The 20,704-nt window shown below is 73.6% G+C and carries 19 protein-coding genes; 9 read left to right on the top strand and 10 right to left on the bottom strand.

The features are described 5' to 3' along the window. Positions 1 to 90: 90 nt before the first annotated feature. From ACIPPS_RS17555 to ACIPPS_RS17570, 4 genes are all read right to left on the bottom strand, one after another. On the bottom strand, positions 91 to 783 hold the full coding sequence (locus ACIPPS_RS17555; RefSeq protein ID WP_401432402.1) for a response regulator: 693 nt from the start codon (positions 781 to 783) through the stop codon (positions 91 to 93). After that, complete coding sequence (locus ACIPPS_RS17560; RefSeq protein WP_401432404.1) at positions 780 to 2,006, bottom strand: sensor histidine kinase; 1,227 nt, start codon at positions 2,004 to 2,006, stop codon at positions 780 to 782. Before ACIPPS_RS17560 ends, ACIPPS_RS17555 begins: the two co-directional genes overlap by 4 nt. 90 nt (positions 2,007 to 2,096) lie before the next feature. Continuing rightward, positions 2,097 to 2,375 (bottom strand): hypothetical protein, encoded by a 279-nt coding sequence (locus ACIPPS_RS17565; protein WP_401432407.1) that lies wholly within the window; start codon positions 2,373 to 2,375, stop codon positions 2,097 to 2,099. A gap of 19 nt (positions 2,376 to 2,394) precedes the next feature. After that, positions 2,395 to 3,192, bottom strand: a complete 798-nt coding sequence (locus tag ACIPPS_RS17570; RefSeq protein WP_401432410.1) for a PspA/IM30 family protein — start codon at positions 3,190 to 3,192, stop codon at positions 2,395 to 2,397. A gap of 268 nt (positions 3,193 to 3,460) precedes the next feature. Here ACIPPS_RS17570 and ACIPPS_RS17575 point away from each other — a divergent pair, with 268 nt between their 5' ends. The 3 genes from ACIPPS_RS17575 (at position 3,461) to ACIPPS_RS17585 (ending at position 6,008) form a co-directional block, all read left to right on the top strand. After that, entirely contained in the window at positions 3,461 to 4,057 is a 597-nt protein-coding gene (locus ACIPPS_RS17575) for a DUF3043 domain-containing protein (RefSeq protein WP_401432412.1), read from the top strand. Positions 4,058 to 4,137: 80 nt separating this feature from the next. Next, positions 4,138 to 4,872, top strand: coding sequence for a class I SAM-dependent methyltransferase (locus ACIPPS_RS17580; RefSeq protein ID WP_401433118.1), 735 nt, complete (start codon positions 4,138 to 4,140; stop codon positions 4,870 to 4,872). A 77-nt stretch (positions 4,873 to 4,949) separates the two neighbouring features. After that, positions 4,950 to 6,008, top strand: a complete 1,059-nt coding sequence (locus ACIPPS_RS17585) for a S1C family serine protease (protein WP_401432414.1) — start codon at positions 4,950 to 4,952, stop codon at positions 6,006 to 6,008. A 319-nt stretch (positions 6,009 to 6,327) separates the two neighbouring features. On the opposite strand, the gene ACIPPS_RS17590 is transcribed toward ACIPPS_RS17585, so the two are convergent. After that, positions 6,328 to 6,537 carry a hypothetical protein gene (locus ACIPPS_RS17590; protein ID WP_362013438.1) on the bottom strand — a complete coding sequence of 70 codons (210 nt, stop codon included), beginning with the start codon at positions 6,535 to 6,537 and terminating at the stop codon, positions 6,328 to 6,330. 91 nt (positions 6,538 to 6,628) lie between these two features. Between ACIPPS_RS17590 and ACIPPS_RS17595 the strand changes: the two genes are divergently transcribed. The 4 genes from ACIPPS_RS17595 (at position 6,629) to ACIPPS_RS17610 (ending at position 11,555) form a co-directional block, all read left to right on the top strand. Then, the gene (locus tag ACIPPS_RS17595) at positions 6,629 to 7,831 is read left to right on the top strand and encodes a bifunctional adenosylcobinamide kinase/adenosylcobinamide-phosphate guanylyltransferase (protein WP_401432417.1); all 1,203 of its coding nucleotides are present in this window, start codon (positions 6,629 to 6,631) and stop codon (positions 7,829 to 7,831) included. A gap of 45 nt (positions 7,832 to 7,876) precedes the next feature. Next, entirely contained in the window at positions 7,877 to 8,953 is a 1,077-nt protein-coding gene (gene cobT, locus ACIPPS_RS17600) for a nicotinate-nucleotide--dimethylbenzimidazole phosphoribosyltransferase (RefSeq protein WP_401432419.1), read from the top strand. Between the two features lie 92 nt (positions 8,954 to 9,045). Next, positions 9,046 to 10,806: a phosphatidylglycerol lysyltransferase domain-containing protein gene (locus ACIPPS_RS17605; RefSeq protein ID WP_401432421.1), complete on the top strand. Its 1,761-nt coding sequence runs from the start codon at positions 9,046 to 9,048 to the stop codon at positions 10,804 to 10,806. Further along, positions 10,803 to 11,555 (top strand): hypothetical protein, encoded by a 753-nt coding sequence (locus ACIPPS_RS17610; protein WP_401432424.1) that lies wholly within the window; start codon positions 10,803 to 10,805, stop codon positions 11,553 to 11,555. Before ACIPPS_RS17605 ends, ACIPPS_RS17610 begins: the two co-directional genes overlap by 4 nt. Here the strand turns inward: ACIPPS_RS17610 and ACIPPS_RS17615 are convergent. After that, positions 11,453 to 12,262 (bottom strand): hypothetical protein, encoded by an 810-nt coding sequence (locus ACIPPS_RS17615; RefSeq protein ID WP_401432427.1) that lies wholly within the window; start codon positions 12,260 to 12,262, stop codon positions 11,453 to 11,455. The two genes, ACIPPS_RS17610 and ACIPPS_RS17615, sit on opposite strands and share 103 nt — an antisense overlap. Before the next feature lie 25 nt (positions 12,263 to 12,287). Between ACIPPS_RS17615 and ACIPPS_RS17620 the strand changes: the two genes are divergently transcribed. After that, positions 12,288 to 13,106 (top strand): adenosylcobinamide-GDP ribazoletransferase, encoded by an 819-nt coding sequence (locus tag ACIPPS_RS17620; RefSeq protein ID WP_401433120.1) that lies wholly within the window; start codon positions 12,288 to 12,290, stop codon positions 13,104 to 13,106. Between the two features lie 64 nt (positions 13,107 to 13,170). Here ACIPPS_RS17620 and ACIPPS_RS17625 read toward each other — a convergent pair whose 3' ends face one another. From ACIPPS_RS17625 to ACIPPS_RS17640, 4 genes are read right to left on the bottom strand one after another with little or no spacing between them, the layout of a single operon-like run. Next, positions 13,171 to 13,800: a spherulation-specific family 4 protein gene (locus ACIPPS_RS17625; RefSeq protein WP_401432430.1), complete on the bottom strand. Its 630-nt coding sequence runs from the start codon at positions 13,798 to 13,800 to the stop codon at positions 13,171 to 13,173. A 9-nt stretch (positions 13,801 to 13,809) separates the two neighbouring features. Continuing rightward, the gene (locus ACIPPS_RS17630) at positions 13,810 to 15,288 is read right to left on the bottom strand and encodes a hypothetical protein (protein ID WP_401432432.1); all 1,479 of its coding nucleotides are present in this window, start codon (positions 15,286 to 15,288) and stop codon (positions 13,810 to 13,812) included. After that, a complete protein-coding gene (pelF, locus tag ACIPPS_RS17635; protein WP_401432435.1) occupies positions 15,285 to 16,799 on the bottom strand; it encodes a GT4 family glycosyltransferase PelF in 1,515 nt (504 codons plus the stop codon). The genes ACIPPS_RS17630 and pelF overlap by 4 nt, the downstream gene beginning before the upstream one ends. Before the next feature lie 35 nt (positions 16,800 to 16,834). Next, complete coding sequence (locus ACIPPS_RS17640; protein ID WP_401432437.1) at positions 16,835 to 18,862, bottom strand: hypothetical protein; 2,028 nt, start codon at positions 18,860 to 18,862, stop codon at positions 16,835 to 16,837. A 326-nt stretch (positions 18,863 to 19,188) separates the two neighbouring features. Between ACIPPS_RS17640 and ACIPPS_RS17645 the strand changes: the two genes are divergently transcribed. After that, a complete protein-coding gene (locus ACIPPS_RS17645) occupies positions 19,189 to 20,703 on the top strand; it encodes a leucyl aminopeptidase (protein WP_401432440.1) in 1,515 nt (504 codons plus the stop codon). The last annotated feature ends 1 nt before the right edge of the window (position 20,704 follow it).

Below are 20,704 nucleotides of genomic sequence, written 5' to 3' on the forward strand. Positions count from 1 at the left end.
CATCAGCCATGGGAAGGGCGGGATCCTCGCCCCCCGGGCCCAAATCCTTATGCCGCGCATACCGCGTCTGGAGTACGCCGAGGTACTCCCTCACTCCACCCTTGGACGTACCAGCCCCGACTCGTAGGCCGTGACCACCAGCTGGGCGCGGTCGCGGGCGCCGAGTTTCGCCATGGTCCGGTTGACGTGCGTCTTCACCGTGAGGGGGCTGACCTCCAGGCGTTCGGCGATCTCGTCGTTGGAGTGCCCGCCGGCGACGAGGACGAGGACCTCGCGCTCCCGGGTGGTGAGGGCGGCGAGCCGCTGGGAGTAGGTCGCGGCGTCCTGGCCGTCCTCCGGGTCCGCGCTGCCGCCCTGCGCGAGGAACCGGGCGATCAGCCCCTTGGTCGCGACGGGCGACAGCAGGGCGTCGCCGGCGGCGGCGATCCGGATGGCGTTGAGGAGCTCGTCGGGTTCGGCGCCCTTGCCGAGGAAGCCGGAGGCCCCGGCGCGCAGCGACTGCACGACGTACTCGTCCACCTCGAAGGTGGTCAGCATGACGATCCGTACGCCGGACAGCGCCGGGTCCGCGGTGATCAGCCGGGTGGCGGCCAGGCCGTCCGTGCCGGGCATCCGGATGTCCATCAGGACGACGTCGGCCAGAGTGGAGCGGGCGAGCGCGACCGCCTCCGCCCCGTCCGCGGCCTCGGCGACCACCTCCATGTCCGGCTCGGAGTTCACGAGCACCTTGAAGGCGCTGCGGAGCAGTGCCTGGTCGTCGGCGAGCAGCACCCGGATGGTCATGTGTCCTCCCCCGTACGGGCCGTTGCGGGCAGTATCGCCTGTACCCGGAAACCGCCGCCGTAGCGGGGTGCCGCGGTCAGCGTGCCGCCGAGGGCGGTGACGCGCTCGCGCATGCCGAGCAGCCCGTGTCCGCCGGTGTCGGCGGACGGCGTCGGCTGCGGGACGCCGTCGTCGAGGACGGTGATCTCGACGGTGCGGCCGACCCGGACGACGCTCACCTCGGCCTTGGCGCCGGGCCCCGCGTGCTTGCGCACGTTGGTCAGCGCCTCCTGGATGATCCGGTACGCGGCGAGGTCGACGGCCGCCGGCAGGGGGGTGCCGTCGGCGTCGCAGGCCAGCTCCACGGGAAGGCCCGCGTTGCGGAAGGTGGCCAGCAGCGGGTCGAGGACGGCGAGGCCGGGCGCCGGTTCGGTGGGGGCCTCGGGGTCGTCGGACTGGCGGAGCAGGCCGACCGTGGCGCGCAGTTCGTCGAGGGCGGAGCGGCTGGCGGCCCGGACGTGCCCGAGGGCCTCCTTGGCCTGGTCGGGCCGCTTGTCCATGACGTGGGCGGCGACCCCGGCCTGGACGTTGACGAGCGCGATGTGGTGGGCGACGACGTCGTGCAGATCGCGGGCGATCCGCAGCCGCTCCTCGGCGACCCGGCGGCGGGCCTCCTCCTCCCGGGTCCGCTCGGCGCGCTCGGCCCGCTCCCGTATGGCGTCGACGAAGGCGCGGCGGCTGCGCACGGCGTCGCCGGCGGCCGCGGCCATGCCGGTCCAGGCGAAGACGCCCAGGTTCTCCTGCGCGTACCAGGGGGTGGGCCCGAAGAGCATCGAGGCGCCGGTCAGCACGGCCATGGTGATGAGGCCGACCCGCCAGGTCGTGGGCCGGTCGGTGCGGGCGGCGACCGTGTAGACGGCGATCACGGCGCTCATCACGACGGGCGCGGGCCGGTCGTCGACGATCAGCTCGACGAGGGTGACGGCGCCGGTGAAGGCCAGGACGGCGAGCGGGTCGCGCCGCCGCGGGACGAGGGCGGCGGCGCCGAGCACCATGAGGCCGACGCTGCTGGCGTCGGGGGTGCGGTCGCCGAAGGTCGGCCCGTTCGGGCTGCCGTGGGGGTCGGCGAAGGAGGCGGTGATCATGCAGACGAGCACGCCGAACGCGAGCGCCCCGTCGAGGGCGAGGGGGTGCGCCCGCAGCCACTGCCGGAGCCGTGGGAAGCCGCTGTCGAGGGTGGTCACGACAGGCAACGGTACGGGGTGCCCATGCACCGGTGCCCCACCCCTCGTGCTGCGCGGGGGGTGGGGCACCGGTGCGTGGGAGAGTGCGGCTCAGCCGGGGATCAGCCCGTCGTCGGAGAGCATCTCGCGGACCTCGTCGAGGGTCGCGTCCGGCGCCGGCAGGATCAGCTCGGAGGGTTCCAGGGCGTCGTCGGGGAGGGGCTCACCGATCCGGCGGACCGCGTCGAGGAGACCGGACAGGGTCCGGCGGAAGCCCTCCTCGTCCCCCGACTCCATCTCCCTGAGCAGCTCGTCGTCGAGCGTGTTCAGCTCGACGAGGTGGCTGTCGGCCAGCATCCACTGGCCCTCCCCCATGATCCGTACGATCATGACGCGTCCTTCGGGCTCGTTACTGCTTGTCGAAGCGGGGCTGGGACTGCTGCTGGTCCTGCGGGGCGGCCGTGCCGTTGCCGCCTTCGATGGCCTGCTTCGAGGCCGAGGTGCCGCCGGCCAGCTCCGCCTTCATCCGCTGGAGCTCCAGCTCGACGTCCGTGCCGCCGGACAGCCGGTCGAGCTCCGCCTGGATGTCGTCCTTGGCCAGGCCCGACTGGTCGTCGAGCGCGCCGGAGGCGAGCAGCTCGTCGATCGCGCCGGCCCGCGCCTGGAGCTGGGCCGTCTTGTCCTCGGCGCGCTGGATGGCGACGCCGACGTCGCTCATCTCCTCGGAGATGCCGGAGAACGACTCGGCGATCCGGGTCTGCGCCTGGGCGGCCGTGTAGGTCGCCTTGATGGTCTCCTTCTTCGTACGGAAGGCGTCGACCTTGGCCTGCAGCCGCTGGGCCGCCAGCGTCAGCTTCTCCTCCTCGCCCTGCAGCGTCTGGTGCTGCACCTCGAGGTCGCTCACCTGCTGCTGGAGGGCCGCGCGGCGGGAGAGCGCCTCGCGGGCCAGGTCCTCGCGGCCGAGCGCCAGCGCCTTGCGGCCCTGGTCCTCCAGCTTCGACGACTGGCCCTGGAGCTGGTTCAGCTGCAGTTCGAGCCGCTTGCGCGAGGTCGCCACGTCGGCGACGCCCCGCCGGACCTTCTGCAGGAGCTCCAGCTGCTTCTGGTAGGAGTAATCAAGGGTCTCGCGCGGATCCTCGGCCCGGTCAAGGGCCTTGTTTGCCTTCGCGCGGAAGATCATCCCCATACGCTTCATGACACCGCTCATGGGCTTCGCGCGCCCCCTTCTGACGGACTCGGCTCAAGCTCTCCAACAGGATCCACAGTACGGTCCCTGTATCCATTACCGCACTGTTCGGGGCCGGATGTGCTCCTCCCCAAGGACGAGTACGGGCGGGCTCTCTCCGGCCCTGGGTGGAGATGGACCTCGGGGTAGCCGTGCGTGTCGTCCGTGCGTACCTCCACAGACGCGGTCCGATACCAGATCGTTCCCGCCCGCACTGGGGTCCACACCCCCCACCACGTACTCTGGGTTTGTGTTCCGTAGCCGTTCCAAGGAAGAGAAGGCCCCCACCGACAAGGTGACGGCGGACCTCTCCAAGCAGCCCCGCGACCCCGAGGCCCCCAAGGGCCGCCCGACCCCGAAGCGGAGTGACGCGCAGACCCAGCGCCGTCGCGCCGCGACGGTGCCGACCGACCGCAAGGAGGCCTCCAAGCGCCAGCGCGAGGCGCGCCGCTCCGACCTGGCCCGGCAGCGCGAGGCGCTGGCGAGCGGTGACGAGCGCTATCTGCCGGCCCGCGACAAGGGCCCGGTCCGCCGCTTCGTGCGCGACTTCGTCGACTCGCGCTTCGCCATCGCGGAGTTCTTCCTGCCGATGGCCGTGGTGATCCTCGTGCTGTCGATGGTCCGCGTCCCGGTGTTGCAGAACGTCTCCCTGCTGCTCTGGCTCGGTGTGATCGTGATGATCGTCATCGACTCGATCGGCATCTGGCTCCGTCTGAAGAAGCAGCTCGCCGAGCGCTTCCCGAACGAGCCGACGCGCGGAGCCGTGGCCTACGGCCTGATGCGTACGCTCCAGATGCGCCGACTGCGGCTGCCGAAGCCGCAGGTCAAGCGCGGAGAGCGGCCCTGAGCGCGGACGGCTCCGAGTCCGGTACACCTGGTGGCCCGTTGGCCGCCGCCTCCTCCCCGTGGCCGAGCGGGTACGGCGGCCTGCGCGAGACCGTCCGCCAGGAGCTCGTGGCGCGCCAGCTCGACGAGCAGATAGCCGGCCGCTACCCGGTGGGGCAGCGGCTGCGGATCCTGGACGCGGGCATGGGGCAGGGCACCCAGGCCCTGCGGCTGGCCAGGGCCGGTCACACGGTGACCGGTCTGGAGTCCGATCCGGACCTGCTCCAGGCGGCCCGTGAGGCGCTGGCCACCGAACCGGCCGGGATCCGTGAGCGGGTCCGGCTGGTGCAGGGGGACGGCCGCGAGACGGGCGTGCACTTCCTGCCGGGCAGCTTCGACGTCGTGCTCTGCCACGGCGTGCTGATGTACGCGGACCAGCCGGACGCGCTGCTCGCCGGGCTCGCCCGGATGCTGGCGCCCGGCGGTCTGCTCTCCCTGGTCGTACGCAACGCCGACGCGCTGGCCATGCGGCCGGGGCTGGCGGGGGACTGGTCGGACGCGCTGGCCGGCTTCGACTCGGACACGTACACCGACGGCAACGGGGTGAAGGTGCGGGCGGACCGGCTCGACGCGCTGACGTCGACGCTGGCGGGGATCGCGGCGCCGCTGCACGCCTGGTACGGCGTGCGGGTCTTCACCGACGGCGTGCCGGGCGAGGTGGGGCTGCCGGCCGCCGAGGAACTGGAGCGTCTGCTCGCCGCCGAGGACCGGGCCGGGCGGACGGAGCCGTACCGCAGGGTGGCGGCGCTGCTGCACCTGTGCGGGGTGCGGGGCTGAGAGCCCGGGCCGGGTCCGCCCCCTGATCGGACCCCTTCACCGAGCCGCACGGATCGGGCGAACGTGATACTCCGGACATGGATCTCTCCCGTGCCCGACGCCTTCTCCTCCCGCTGACCGCCGGCGCCTGCGCGGTGGCCCTCGCCGGCGGCTGCTCCTCCGGCGACGCGCAGCGGCCGGAGTCCTCGACGCAGGCGGCGGCGCCGGTCTCCCCGAACGACCTCCAGGACGACTACCGGTCCGTGATCAAGGACGTCCTGCCGTCGGTCGTCCAGATCGACGCCGGCGCCAGCCTCGGTTCGGGCGTCGTCTACGACGGCGACGGCCACATCGTCACCAACGCGCACGTGGTCGGCGAGGAGAAGACCTTCCGGGTCACGGCCGCGACGGGCAAGGAGCCGATGGCGGCGAAGCTGGTCGCCACCTACCCCGAGCAGGACCTCGCGGTCGTCAGGCTGGACTCCGTTCCCGAGGGGCTGAAGCCGGCGACGTTCGGCGACTCGGCCACCGTCGACATGGGCCACATCGTGCTGGCGATGGGCTCACCGCTCGGCCTGTCCGGCAGCGTCACCCAGGGCATCGTCTCGGCGACCGGCCGCACGGTCAGCGAGGGCCGTACCGGCGGCGGTACGGGAGCGACCATCGGGAACATGGTGCAGACGTCGGCCGCGATCAACCCGGGCAACAGCGGGGGCGCGCTGGTCAACCTGGACGGCCAGGTCATCGGCATCCCGACGCTGGCGGCCACCGACCCGGAGATCGGCGGGGGCGCGGCGCCGGGGATCGGTTTCGCCATCCCGGCGTCGATGGTGCGGACGGTCGCCGACCAGATCATCAAGGACGGCAAGGTGACGGACTCCGGGCGGGCGGCGCTGAACATCACCGGCCGGACGGTCCTCGACGACGCCTACGAGCCGGCCGGGGTCGCGGTGGTCGAGGCACCGGCGAACGGGGCGGCCGGCAAGGCGGGCATCAGGCCGGGCGACGTGATCGTCCGGATCGGGGACGCGGCCGTCACGACGATCACCACGCTGCAGGAGGCGCTGGCCTCGATGAAGCCGGGCGACCGGGTGAGCGTGGGCTACGAGCGGGGCGGGACCGAGGCGAAGGCGGAGGCCACGCTCGGGGAGATCTGAGACCGGGACGCGGTCGCGGGGCCTCGCGCACGGGTGCGGGGCTCGCGCACGGGTGCGGGGCTCGCGCACGGGTGCGGGGCCCTCGCGCAGAGGACGGCGGGCCTCGCGCGGAGGTGCGGGGCCCTCGCGCGGAGGTGCGGGGCCCTCGCGCAGAGGACGGCGGGCCTCGCGCGGAGGTGCGGGGCCCACGTGCAGAGGTGCGGGGCCCACGCGCGGAGGCGCGGGACCCGCGCGCGGAGGTGCGGGACCCACGCGCGGAGGTGCGGGGCCTCGCGCACGAGGGCCCCGGACCCGTGACGAGCCGCCGGGAGGCCGGGCTCTAGCTCTCCGCCGCCTCGCGGAGCGACATCGTGTAGATCTTGGTGTCGTCCTCGAAGAGCGACGCCTGCTCCGTGCCGCCCTCCAGCAGGTCCTTCCAGACCTCGCCGATCCAGGACTCGGCGTCGCCCTGGGTCGTCCAGTCCTCCGGTTCCACCGAGGGAGCGGTCTCCGTGCCGTCGGCCTTCTCGAACCGCCACGTCCATGCCATGTCCGCCTCCTGAGGCTCACCGGATGATCGGTTTCCTGCCCGCAGCGTAGCCGGGCGCGCACCCCTCGCGGTGTCGCGGGAGGATCATTGCGTGGAACTGACTCTGCTCGGCACCGGCGCCCCCCTCGGGCTCCCCCGCCCCGAATGCCCCTGCGCCGTGTGCGCGACCGCCCGTGGCGCCCAGGCACGGGCCGCCACCGCGCTGCTCGTGGACGAGGCGCTGCTGCTCGACCTGACGCCGGGCGCCGCGCTGGCCGCCGCCCGGGCCGGGCGCTCGCTGGTCGGCGTACGGCAGGTACTGCTCACGCACCCGCACGACGGGCCCGCGGTGGAGGTGCCGGCCGGGCTGCCGCCCGCCGGACGGGTGCCGGACGGCCGGGAGTTGACGCTGATCAGCGGGCACCGGGTGCGGGCGGTGCCGATGGACTCCCCCGGTACGGGGTACGAGGTGACGTCGCCGGAGGGCGAGCGGCTGCTGTACCTGCCGCCGGGCGGCTCCCCCGCCGGTCTGCCGGAGAACCACCGGTCGCCGTACGACATGGTCGTCATGGACGTGACGGGCCGGCCGGAGGCGCTGGCCCGGCTGCGGGCGACGGGGGCGGTCGGGGCGAGCACCGATGTCGTCGCCGTGCACCTCGACCACGACGTGCCGGGCGGGGGCGAGCTGGAGCGGCGGCTCGCGGCGTCCGGGGCGCGCGCGGTGGCGGACGGCACGACCGTGGTCGTGGGCGAGTACCACGCCGTGCCCGACGTGCCGCGCCGCACGCTGGTGACGGGCGGGGCCCGTTCGGGCAAGTCGGTGGAGGCCGAGCGGCGCCTGGAGACGTTTCCCGAGGTGCTGTACGTGGCGACGGCCGGGAGCGGGCAGGGCGACCAGGAGTGGGCGCGGCGGATCGCGCTGCACCGGGACCGGCGGCCGGGCTCCTGGCGCACGGAGGAGACCTGCGATCTTGTGCCGCTGCTCAAGGGCGAGGGCCCCGCGCTGCTGATCGACTGTCTGTCGCTGTGGCTGACGGACGCGATGGACCGGGTCGGGGCCTGGGAGGACGAGCGGTGGGAGGGCGGCGGCCGGGACGCGCTGCGGGAGCGGGTCGCGGCGCTGGTGGCGGCGGTGCGCGGGACGCCCCGTACGGTCGTCGCGGTGACCAACGAGGTGGGGTCGGGCGTGGTGCCGGCGACGGCGGCGGGGCGGCGTTTCCGGGACGAGCTGGGTCGGCTGAACGCGGCCTTCGGGGACGAGTGCGAGCAGGTGCTGCTTGTCGTCTCGGGACAGGCGTTGGTGCTGCGCGGGTAGGGTGCGATCACCCATTGGCCACAGCCGACGTCACGAGGAAGAGCCTTGAACCTGGACGACTTCTCCGATCTGATCGAGCGCCCCGACGGCGGGGTGCGGCGTGACGCCGAGGAACGCCGGGAGCGGCTGATCGTCGCGCCCGGTGCGCTCGGCCGGCTCGACGAGCTCGGCGAGTGGCTCTCGGCGGCGCAGGCGTCGGTCAAGGTACGGGCGATCGAGCAGCCGAAGGTGGTGCTCTTCGCGGGCGACCACGGGGTGGCCTCGCTCGGGGTGTCCGGCCGCCCGGCCGGTACGGCGTACGAGCTGGTCCGTGCGGTGCTCGACGGGGAGAGCCCGGTCGCGGTGCTCGCGCGGGCCGCGCGCGTCCCGGTACGGGTGGTGGACGCCGGTCTTGACTGCGAGCCCGGGCTGCTGCCCGCCGAGGTCGTCCGGCAGCGGGTGCGGCGCGGCAGCGGCCGGATCGACATCGAGGACGCGATGACCGCCGAGGAGACCGAGGCGGCGATCCGGCTCGGCATGGCGATCGCGGACGAGGAGGCCGACTCCGGCACGGATCTCGTCGTGCTCGGCGACCTGAGCGTGGGCGGTACGACGCCCGCCTCGACGCTGATCGCGGCCCTCTGCGGGACGGACGCCTCGGTGGTCACCGGCCGGGGCGGCGCGGGCATCGACGACCTGGCGTGGATGCGCAAGTGCGCGGCGGTGCGGGACGCGCTGCGGCGTGCCCGGCCGGTCCTCGGCGACCAGCCGGCGCTGCTCGCCGCGGTCGGCGGGGCGGACCTGGCGGCGATGACGGGCTTCCTGCTGCAGAGCGCGGTGCGCCGGATGCCGGTGCTCCTGGACGGTGTGGTGGGCGCGGCCTGTGCGCTGGTGGCTCAGCGGGCGGCGTTCCGGGCGCCGGACTGGTGGTTGGCGGGTCAGGTCAGCGGGGAGCCGGCCCAGTCGAAGGCGCTGGACCGGATGGCGCTCAACCCTCTGCTCGACCACGGCGTCACTGTGGGCGAGGGAACCGGGGCACTGCTCGCTCTTCCCCTCGTCCAGGCCGCGGCCGCCCTGGCGGCCGAGCTGCCCGAGCGCCCGGAACCGACCATTCCGGAGACCGCGCCGGCCGAGGAGAACTAGTCGGATCACGGCGTCGGAAGCGGTCCGCCACGCGCGGACGGCCGCTTCCGGCGCCCCGCCATGGCGAGCGATGCCCCATATGATCGCTTTTCATGGGAGAGGTCCGTTTGTCCACCGAAGGAACGCCCCGGGGCACCGTCCGTTCGCGGCGCAGCGCCGCGTTCGCCGTCTGGTACCTGCGCGCCGTCACGTTCATCAACTTCCTGAGCGCCGTGTGGGTCTCCCTCGGCCAGGACCTGCGCCGGCACAACACGGACAACTACTTCACTCCGTACATGCTGACCGCCGGCTTCGCCTCGGGCGTCTTCACGCTCTTCCTGGCGATCACCATGCGACGCCGCAAACGCGCCGCGTGGATCCTCAACATCGTCCTCAGCGGGCTCTTCCTGCTGCTCTTCGCCTTCGCGATGTTCTTCCCCGAGATCCGGCAGCACGCCCAGAACTGGATCTCGCTCGCCCTCACCGCCGCGTTCGTCCTCGCGCTCGTCCTCGGCCGCAAAGAGTTCTACGCGAAGGGCGACCGCTCCAACCCGGTGCTGGCCGCCGTCGTCGCCGTCGGCGGGCTGCTGGTCGCCTCGCTGCTCGCCGCCGTGCTGGTCACCGTCACCAACACCGCGTCCGGCACCTCCACCTTCCTGGAGCGCTGGCGGTACGGCGTGATGCGGCTGATCACGCTGGCCGCCGACGACTCACGTTTCGACGGGATCGCCACCCCCGGCTGGGTCGACGTCGTCATCAACGTGCTGTCCACGCTGCTGATCATCGCCGTGCTGTATGTCGCCTTCCGCTCCCGCCGGGCCGTCGACCCGCTGACCGAGGACGACGAGGACAGGCTGCGCACGCTCCTCGACAAGCACGGAGACCGCGACTCGCTCGGCTACTTCGCGCTGCGCCGCGAGAAGAGCGTGGTGTGGTCCCCCAGCCAGAAGGCCGCCGTCGCCTACCGGGTCGTCGGCGGGGTCTCGCTGGCCTCCGGAGACCCGATCGGCGACCCCGAGGCCTGGCCCGGCGCGATCGAGCCGTGGCTGGCGGAGGCCCGCGAGCACGGCTGGATCCCGGCCGTGATGGGCGCGAGCGAGGAGGCCGGCACCGTCTACGCCCGGCACGGCCTGGACGCCCTGGAGCTGGGCGACGAGGCGATCGTGGAGACCGACGAGTTCACCCTGGACGGCCGCGCCATGCGCACGGTCCGGCAGGCCTTCAACCGGGTCAAGCGGGCCGGGTACGAGGTACGGATCCGGCGTCACGAGGACATCCCCGCCGACGAGATGGACGCGCTGCTGCGCAAGGCCGACGACTGGCGCGACGGCGCCACCGAGCGGGGCTTCTCGATGGCGCTCGGCCGGCTCGGCGACCCGCGCGACGGGCGGTGCGCGATGCTGGAGTGCACCGACGAGCGGGGCGAACTGCGGGCGGTGCTCTCCTTCGTGCCGTGGGGGCCGAAGGGGCTCTCGCTCGACCTGATGCGGCGCGACCGGGACGCCGAGAACGGCCTGATGGAGTTCATGGTCATCGACCTCCTCCAGCGCGCCAAGGAGATCGGGATCACGCAGGTCTCGCTGAACTTCGCCATGTTCCGGTCCGTCTTCGAACGTGGCTCGAAGCTCGGGGCGGGACCCGTGCTGAGGATGTGGCGTTCCCTGCTCAGCTTCTTCTCCCGCTGGTGGCAGATCGAGTCGCTCTACCGTGCCAACGCCAAGTACCGACCGATCTGGGAGCCACGCTTCATGCTCTTCGAGAAGAGCGCCGACCTGCTCCGCATCGGCCTCGCCGCCGGCCGCGCCGAGGGCTTCCTGGAGGCCCCGGGGCTGCCGAAGTGGATGCACCGCAGGCATCTGGAGGGGCGTCGGTGAGATCCGCGTTCAAGCGGTTCGCGCGCCGCGAGTGGGGTCCGCTGTACACCGCCGTACGGACCGCGCTCGTCACGCGGAGGTGGCGCGCGGTCCCGATGACGCTGGCCGCCGTCTGCCTCACGGCGCTCTTCCAGGTGGTGCAGAACCAGGACTGGGGCTACCAGCCGGTCCAGAACATCGGCTCGGTGCGCGCCGAGGACCCGCTCTGGCTCGCGCTGCTACGGACCCCGCTCTCGCTCTTCGTCCCCGCCCTCGACCTGCCGGTGTGGGGCGCTCTCGCCCAGGTCCTGCTGGTCTTCGGCATCGCCGAGATCTGCCTCGGGCGGTGGCGGACGCTGGTGATCGCCTATCTGGCGACGCTCGCCGGGACGCTGTACGCGCGCGTGGGCATCGCGCTCGGTCCCGACAACCCGCTGGGGCTGCCGCCCGCCGACGCGCAGGTCGTCGACACCGGCCCGTCGGCGGCGGTGGTCGGCCTCGCCGTGTACGTCTGCCGGCGCTACCGCGCCCGCTGGACCGGGGCGCTGGTGGTCGTCGCGATGGTGGTGGAGGTGCTGGTCAAGAGCAACCTCGCGGGCAAGGAGCACCTCGCCGCGATCGCCGCCGTGCTGGTGCTCGTCGCGGTCACGGCCTGGCGGGAGCGGCGTCAGCCGCCGCCGTCCGGCCCCGGGGGTCCGGAGGGTCCCGAGGATCCCGAGCCCGGAGTGCGCCCCGGCACGCGCTCCTGGAAGCCCCCGATCACGTCCTGAGCGCGTCGGCGCACCCGGTCCCAGCGCCGGTCGTGCCGGTAGGTGCGCAGCCGGGAGCGGGCTCGGGCGCGGTGACGCCTGCGGTAGAGACGTTTCGACCACCAGGAGCCGGGCCGGGCGAGCCGTACGGCCCCGATGATCGCGACGAACGGCACCAGGGTCCCGAGCACCGCCAGCCGGAACTTCCCCTTCACCAGGGTGATCAGGACGAAGAGGAAGTTCACCAGCATCGTGAGGACGAGGCCGGCCCGGTTCTGCCGCTCGTCGGGCGTCAGCTCGTTGACGCCGAGCGGCGAGAAGCCGCCGAGGACCAGCATGACGAGGGCGGCGGTCAGGACGACCACCTCGACGCTCTTGCGGCCCTGGTCGCTCCAGTAGACGTCGTCGAGATGCAGGATCAGCGCGAACTCGTCCAGGACCAGGCCCGCGCCGATCCCGAAGACCGCCGCGAAGACGCAGGCGGTGACGCCCTCGCGGCCGCTGGCGACCGCGCCGAAGCCGCCGACGACGGTGAGGACGACGCCGGGGACGACATGGTGGATGTGCAGCCCTCCGGCGGACTGCACATTGCCGAACGGGCCCTTCCCGGCCCGGATCATCCGCACGATCATCCGCGTGACGAGGAAGGTCACGACGAAGGAGAACAGGGCGATGAGCAGCGGGAGCTTCCCCGGCTCGACGAAGTTGCGGTAGAACCAGTGACCCATGCCACCTGCTTCCGATATGTGCGTGATGCGCAATTTACCGCGTCGAGCCCTGCCTTACCCTGCCCGGATGGACGGCCTGCGTTTCGCCTTCGGCACCCTCACGGTGCTGCCCGCCCGCATCACCCGCTGGGACCGGGACGCGGCGCGCGCCGGCATGCTCTGGGCCCCGCTCGCCGGTCTCGTCGTCGGCCTGTGCGCGGCGGCGCTCGGCGGGGTGCTGCTGCTGCTCGGCTCGGGGCCGCTGCTCGCGGCGGTCGCCACGGCCGCCGTCCCGGCGCTGATGACCCGCGGGCTGCACCTGGACGGGCTCGCGGACACGGCGGACGGGCTCGGCAGCGCGAAGCCCGCCGAGGACGCGCTACGGATCATGAAGCAGTCGGACATCGGCCCGTTCGGTGTCATCGCCCTGCTCTTCGTGCTGCTCGCCCAGGTCGCCGCCCTCCACCGGCTGTACGAGGAGAGCTGGGCGTACGGCGCGGTCGGCGCCGCCCTCGCCGCGACCGTCGCCCGCCTCGCCCTGACCCACGCCTCCCGGGAGGGCATCCCGGCGACCCGCCCGGAGGGCCTGGGCGCGATGGTCGCCGGGACGGTTCCGGTGCGCGCGGCGGTCCTGGTCACGGCGGCCGTCCTGGTGGCGTGCGCGGCGACGGGGACGCTCTTCTCCCCCTACGACGCCCTGCGCCAGATCCTCGCGACGGGCGCGGGGCTCGGGGCGGCGGCGCTGCTGCTGCGCCGCTGCGTCCGGCGGTTCGGCGGGGTGACGGGCGATGTCTTCGGCGCGCTGGAGGAGACCGCGGCCACCGCGGTGCTGGTGACCCTCACCCTCGGCCTCGGCCTCCGTTAGCCCCTGGCCTCCGTCGGCTCCTGGCCTCCGTCAGCTGCTGGCCTCTGTCAGCTCCTGGCCTGCGTCAGTTCTCTGGCCGTGGCCTCCCCTCCAGGCCGTGCGGGAGGGTGCCCCACGGGTGGGCGCCGGTGCCCGGGACCGCGCAGTGGACGCGGGTGGCGGGCAGGGCGTCGTGGGGCGCCGCGTAGACCAGGTGGCAGTAGTGGTCCTCGGCCGGGAGTTCGAGACCGCGGTACGCGTCCCAGGGGCCCTCGAAGGTGACCAGCAGGTCGGCGAGTTCGGCGTACCCGGGGTCGGGGTGGGCGCCGTGGTTGAGGACCAGGGTGCGGGCCCCGGCGGCGCGGGCGGCGACGCCGATGCGGCGGACGTGGCCGAGCGCCTCGGGGGCGGTCGGCACCTGGTCGAGGAAGGCCCCGTCGACCCCGTACCAGTCGCGGTGGCGCAGCAGTTCGGCGACGACCTCGCCGTGCGGGCGGCGGCCGTAGGCGGTGTCGGTGTAGCCGAGGACGCGGACCCCGGCGGCCCGGAGCCGTTCGGCGACGGCGGCGAAGGCGGGGTCGGGGGCCGAGCCCGCGCCGTTCGCGGGGTTGAGGACGACGCCGTACAGCGAGGGCGCCGCCTCGACGACGGCCTCCCAGGCCTCGGGGCGGTCGGCGGGGTGCTCGTAGAAGGGCACGAGGAGGGAGGGGGTCACGGACCTTCCTCAGACACGGTGGGCGGTCGGACGGACGAGCAGGGCGCAGGTGAGGACGGCCAGCGCGGCGGCGGCCACCGCGGCGACCAGCGGCCCCGAGGTCGGGGCGAGGGTCTGGGCCGCCGCCGCGAGTGTGCACACGGCGGCGGCGCCGCGCACCGCGCCGAAGGCCTGGAGGAGCAGGCCGAGCCAGAGCACCACCCCGACGAGCAGCAGCCCGACGAGGCCGGCGCCGTCCGGCGCGGGCGCCCCGGGCCACAGCAGGGCGCCGCCGACGGCCAGGGCCAGGAGGACGGCGAGGTAGGCACCGAGGCAGCGCGCGAGCGCCCCGGCCGCCGCCCACCGGAAGGCCCGGGCGCTGGTGAGGCTCCGCAGCCCGGCGAGGCTCTCGCGGCGGAAACGGTGCAGCAGCCATTCGGCGGGCCCCATGGAGAGGGTGAGCGCCACCACGGGCCCCGCCCCGGTCACGAGCGCGTCGCCGCCCCCCGCGTACAGCACGAGCAGCCCGGTGCCGAGCCCGAAGAGTCCGTACGGGGCGGAGGCGATGAGCGGCGGCCCCGACCGGGCCCGCCGCGGCTCCCCGGGGCGGCGTCGGAACGACCGGCGCCGCCCCGCTGCCGCGCGCGGGGTGACGCCGGCGCCGGGGCGTCCGGCGCCCCCGCCGCGGGGACCTCCGCCGCGCAGCACCTGCGCCGCGAAGGTGACGGCCGCCGCGAGGGAGAGGGCCGGGAGACCGGCCCGCAGAGCGTCGGGGAGGTCGTGGTGGAAGGCGGGTACGGCCCCGGCCAGGGGGACGAGCGCGCAGAGCAGGGCCCGTTCGCGGCCGAGGACGAGCAGCACGGTCGCGGCCGCCAGGTACAGCGACTGGCCCGCGGCGAAGACGACGACCGGCCACTGGCCGGGGCCGGCGGCCGCGAGGGCGACCGCCGCCCCGAGGAGCGCGCCCGCCGGGGCGCCGCGGCGCAGACTGCGGACGGCGGACCCCCGGTCGCCGAGCCCGAGCCAGGTGTACGCGCGGTGGGACAGGGCCTGGTTCCAGACCCAGCCCGCCACGGCCCCCGCGAGTAGCGGAACCGTTCCCGCCCGCCCCAGGAGCGGGGCGCCCAGGACGTACGCGAGCCCGGGCAGGGCGAAGACGAGACCGCGCAGCAGACAGCCGGCGAGGCCCTGGTGCCAGGGCCCGGCGGGCGTGGCGTCCGGCTCGGGCCCGCGCCGCTCCACCCGCGCGTAGAGGTCCTCGGCGAGGGAGAAGGAGTCGGCGCGTCCGTAGGTGAGCCGGATGTGGTCGTCCGTCATCCCGTCGGACTCCAGGATCGCGGCGATCTCGTCCGGATGCACGGCGTCGGCGGCCAACCCGGCCATCCGGTGGGCGAGTTCGTCGATCGGATCGACGGCCAGGGCCGCGGACCCGGCCGCCACCCGCTGGCGCGGGATCACCGGCAGGGTGTCCCGCATCGTGCCGTTCCTCAGCCAGAGGGAGCCGCTCATGACAGGGAGCCTCCGCCCACGAGTTCCGGGCGCCACGGGTCGGTGAGGAGCACCGTCCAGTCCTCCGGCTCCGGCGCGGCCGGGACGGGCCCGCCGTCCAGTTCCCGGTAGATCCGGCGGAAGCCGTCCACCGAGCGGTGCAGGGTGAACCGGTCGACGACCCGCTGCCGGGCCCGGCGCCCCAGTTCGGCCCGCCGCTCGCCGTCCCGCAGGAGGGCGGTGACGGCCGCGGCCATCACCGCGGGCTCGCGGGGCGGGACGACGAGCCCGGTGTCCCCGACGGCCTCCCGCACCCCGCCCACGTCGGTGGAGACCGTGGCACGGCCGCACGACATGGCCTCGATCAGGGAGAACGGGAACCCTTCGCTGATCGAGGAGAGCATCACCACGCTGCCGGCCGCGTAGGCCCGGGCGACGTCGGAGATCCTCCCCTCGAAGGTGAGGCCGTCGGCCACGCCGAGCTCGGCGGCGAGCTTCTCCAGTCGGGTCCGGTAGTCCTCGTTGCCGGCCGGGACCGGGCCGAACAACCGAAGCCTCAGCTCCGGGAGTTCGGCGCGGGAGATGGCGTACGCCCGGATCAGCGTCTCCAGGTCCTTGATGGGGTCGACCCGGCCGCACCAGCTGAGGGTGGGCACCTCCGGCTCCGGTCCGGCGTAGGGGAAGGCCTGCGGGTCGACCCCGTTGTAGACCGTCCGGATGCGGGCGGCGGGCGCGCCGCCGCGCTCCTCCCAACGCCGGTTGTACTGGTTGCACGGGGTGATGAGGTCGGCCTTGCGGTAGCCGAGGGTGTTGAGCTCGCGGTAGAAGCCGAGCATCAGGGCCTTGACGGGCCGGCGCTGGGCCTCGGTGCGGTAGCCGAGGTAGCGCTCGCGGAGGTAGATGCCGTGTTCGGTGAGCAGGAAGGGCACCCCTTCGAAGTGCTGGGCGGCGAGCGCCGGCAGCGTCGCGAGGCCGCTGGAGACGGCGTGCGCGACGCCGTCGCCGGCTATCCGGGCGGCGAGCGGGCGCAGCGCGTGTTCGAGCAGGTCGGTGGCGGTGAGCGCGTCGTGGATCGTGGGCCGGGCGGCGGCGGTCGGGAGATGCGGCATGGTCCAGATCCACATCAGGGAGCGCAGCACGGCCTCGGAGCGCAGCGCGGCGGTGAGCCCGCCGCGCCGGGCGAGGGCGGCGAGGGCGTAGAGCCCCTCGCCGAAGTCGCAGCCGGCCTCGGGGTCGAGGATGGAGAGCAGGAAGCGCTCGTAGGTGTCGGTGAAGCGGCGGCGCTCCCGGCCCCGTGGGGCCCGCCCCCGCTCCGGGGCGGAGCCCCAGAGCGGGAAGGCGGTGTGGCGGGAGATGTTCGGCGGCAGCTCCCAGGTCACGGGTTCGCGGCCGTTGCCGGTGAGGGCGAGGATCTGGAAGTCGACCTCGGGCATGCCCCGGACGAGTTGGTCGCACCAGGTGCTGACTCCCCCGTGGACGTGCGGATAGGTGCCTTCGGTGAGCATGGTGACGTGACGGCCACAGCTCGGCATGTGCGTTTCCCCCCAGAACGTACGGTGTGGTCGGGTCAGGCCGTCGGAAGCTTGAGCGTGGTCGTGGACTGGAGCACCTCGGGGGTGGTCCAGGACGAGCGGGCTCCCGCGTAGGCCGTGCCGAACACCGCCGTACCGAGCAGGAGTTGCTTGCGCGTGCCCTCGGGGGCGGTGATCGGGGCGGTCACTCCGGACGGCGCCTTGACGGTGACCGCGGTGCCGATGCGGTACGCGGTGACCTGGCCGGCCGCGAGCGCCCGGTCCCAGGCGGCTCGGCGCTCCAGCTCGACGCCGACGTCGCGCTGACGGGGGTTCACCAGCGGGGCGTTGTCGGCGTACAGGCCCCGGTAGTCGGCGAGGACCCGGTCGAGGACGGGGTAGAGGAGGCGGTCCTCGGCGAGGTTGGACTGGTGCACGTAGTGCGGCCGCGGGTCGTTGGCGACCACGTGGGAGAGGGCCGTGCGGGCCTCCTGGGGGACGATGTGGCCGGCGTACCCGGTGGCGGTGTCGAGCGGGGCGGGCAGGCAGGTGGAGGCCGGGTTGGACTCGCAGATCCCGCTGCCGCCGTCGGCCCGTGAGGTGTAGATCCAGTTGTACTCGTCGGCCATCTCGGCGGCGGTGCCCACGTTGTAGTACACGTTCATGGGGTGGCGCGGGACGGTCTTCGCGGCGCCGACGGCACGCTGCTGGGGCTCGCGGGAGTTGTCGCTGGCGATCCACTTGACGCCGTTGTCCGCCAGCGCGCCGGAGAGATGGGGGTTGTCGGCCGGCTGCTGCGGCGCGGTCCTGAGGCCGGAGTGCTCGCCGGTGACGAGTTCGGTGCGGTCGACGGAGATGCCCTTGGCGATCGCCCAGTTGTGGTTGTCGCGGATCTGCCCGGAGATGGTGCTCCGGCTGGTCCACAGGGTCGCGCCGGCGGCCGTCTTCGCGCACTGCCAGGGGACGGTGCTGTTGTCCTGGACGCAGCCGAGGAAGGGGTGCGTGTAGGTGTGGTTGATCCAGCGGTACTGGGCGCGGTCGGCGATCAGCCGGGCGGCGAGCGGGTCCGTGCCGCCGTTCTCGGTCTTCCACTGCTCGCCCTGACCGCCGTTGTAGACCATGTCGAGGGTGAAGCCGGCGGACTTCTGCCAGGTGGCGGCGTACGTGGCGTCGGCGGCGGTCATCCGGATCGGGTTCTCGGCCTCCCCGTCGCCGCCGGGGCAGTCGAAGTCGCCGGGGGTGCAGTTGCGCGCGGCGTCCCAGCGGGCGTCGGGGGCGAAGACGTCGTCGACGTGGACGGAGAAGTAGTTGCGGCTCTGGCCGAGGTGGACGCCCTCGGTGAGCCACTCGACGATGCCGCGCGCCAGCACCCGGAACTGCCGCTGGTACGTGTTGTAGGCGAAGGTGACGACGAGCTCCCGGCGCCCGTCGTGGGCGTACTCGCCGATCAGGCTGGCCCGTCCGCCGCCCGCGGCGGGCACGTCGAGGAGGCTGGTGAAGCCCTCCCGGGGGCGGCCCGCGTAGCCGTAGCTCTCGGAGATCGTCGGGTCGTTGTCCTCGAAGGTCACGGCCCCGTCGAGGTAGCGGAAGGGCCCGGCCTTGCCGGCCGTGGTGACGGTGGCGGTGGAGCCGTCGAGGGAGCCGGACCAGCCGCCCTCACTGGTGTAGTCGAGCCCGACGCCGGGGTGGGCCCAGGTGTAGGCGTCGACCTGCGGGATCCGGAAGGTCTGCTCGTACGCCGTGAGCGCGGCCTGCTCGGCGGAGTCCGGTCCGAAGGCCGACTCGTGGGGCAGCACGACGCCCTGGTACTTGGCCCGGGGGCGGCCCGAGACCGTGTCGCTGAGGAAGCCGGCGTCGATGACCGGCCGGCCCGAATCGGCCAGATCGACCCGGCGGTACGGAACGCCGGTGGAGCGCAGCTCGGCGATGATCGCCTCCACGGCGCTGCCGCCGTCGTCGACGACGAGGACGGTGAGGTCGACCCGCGGGTCCGGCGGGGCGGCGGCGCTCGCTCCCGCCGACGGGACGACGGTGGCGAGGAGCGCGGCCGCGACGAGGGCGGCGGTCCTGGCGTTTCGGGGCATGCGGGATCCGGCAGAGTCCATCGGAGTGGTGTCCCCCCTCGACAGGCCCGCCCGATGCGGAGGACCTGTGGAGATGATGCGGATGATGCAAAGGGGCGGGTGCCGCCCTTGCGCGAATGAGGCCGAGTGTGGACGAACTCTCCGACCTTGAGGGGTAAACGTGAAAGAGACACCACGGATGAGTGAATCACCGTCGCCGTGAGCGAACACGAACAGCGAGCGTAGGCTCGTTCTCGGCGCTCTCCGGGCCGAAATACGATGCGGCGGGCACGGTCGGCCCAACCCTCGACCGCCACAGAACTCAATGGAAGCGAGATTTCACCACCGTGACTGCTCTCACTCTCAGCACAGCCGGAGCCGCGACGCTGCGTGCCGACGCCCTCGTCGTCGGCGTCGCGAAGTCCGGCAAGGGCCTGGTCGTCGCCCCGGGCGCCGAGGCCGTGGACAAGGCGTTCGACGGCAGGCTGGCCGCCGTCCTGGAGACCCTGGGTGCGGCGGGTGCCGAGGGTGAGGCCACCAAGCTGCCCTCCCCCGCGGGCCTGAAGACCCCCGTCGTGCTCGCCGTCGGCCTGGGCTCCGCCCCCGAGGACGGTGTGACGTACCGTGCCGAGACGCTCCGCCGCGCCGCCGGTACCGCCGCCCGCACCCTGCACGGCGCCAAGAAGGCCGCCTTCGCGCTGCCCGTCTCCTCCGCCGAGGACGCCGAGGCGATCGCGGAGGGCGCGCTGCTCGGCGCGTACGCCTACACCGCGTACCAGGACTCCAAGAACGGCAAGGACGCCAAGAAGCCGCTGGCCGAGGTGGTCCTGCTCGGCGCCAAGCCGCGCGACAAGGCCCACAAGGCCGCCGCCGAGCGCGCCCTGGCGCTCACCGAGGAGATGAACCGCGCGCGCGACCTGATCAACATGCCGCCGAACGACCTCTACCCCGAGACGTTCGCCGCCGTGGTCACCGCCGCCGGCAAGGAGCACGGCCTCAAGGTCCAGGTGCTCGACGAGAAGGCGCTGGAGAAGGGCGGCTACGGCGGCATCCTCGGCGTCGGCAAGGGCGCCGTCCGCGGCCCCCGCCTGGTCCGGGTCGCCTACACGCACCCGAAGGCGGAGAAGACCCTCGCCCTGGTCGGCAAGGGCATCACCTACGACTCGGGCGGCATCTCCCTGAAGCCGGCCGGGCACAACGAGACGATGAAGTGCGACATGAGCGGCGCGGCCGCCGTGTTCGCCGCCGTCGTCGCCGCCGCCCGGATCGGTCTGGCCGTCAACGTCACCGGCTGGCTGGCGCTCGCCGAGAACATGCCGTCGGGCTCGGCCACCCGCCCCGGCGACGTGCTGCGCATGTACAGCGGCAAGACCGTCGAGGTCCTCAACACCGACGCCGAGGGCCGGCTGGTCCTGGCGGACGCGCTGACCCGGGCCTCGGAGGAGAACCCGGACGCGATCGTCGACGTGGCGACCCTGACCGGCGCGATGGTGCTCGCCCTGGGCAACCGGACCTTCGGCATCATGGCCAACGACGACGACTACCGCACGGCGATCCACGAGACCGCCGAGGAGGTCGGCGAGCAGTCCTGGCCGATGCCGCTCCCGGCGGACCTGCGCAAGGGCATGGACTCCCCGACCGCCGACATCGCCAACATGGGCGAGCGGATGGGCGGCGGCCTGGTCGCCGGTCTCTTCCTCCAGGAGTTCGTCGGCGAGGGCATCACCTGGGCCCACCTCGACATCGCCGGCCCGGCCTTCCACGAGGGCGCGCCGTACGGCTACACCCCCAAGGGCGGCACCGGCTCCGCGGTCCGCACGCTGGTGAGGCTGGCGGAGAAGACCGCCGACGGCGAGCTCTGAC

The organism is Streptomyces sp. NPDC090127, from assembly GCF_044746945.1.
In the GTDB taxonomy this organism is placed as follows: domain Bacteria; phylum Actinomycetota; class Actinomycetes; order Streptomycetales; family Streptomycetaceae; genus Streptomyces.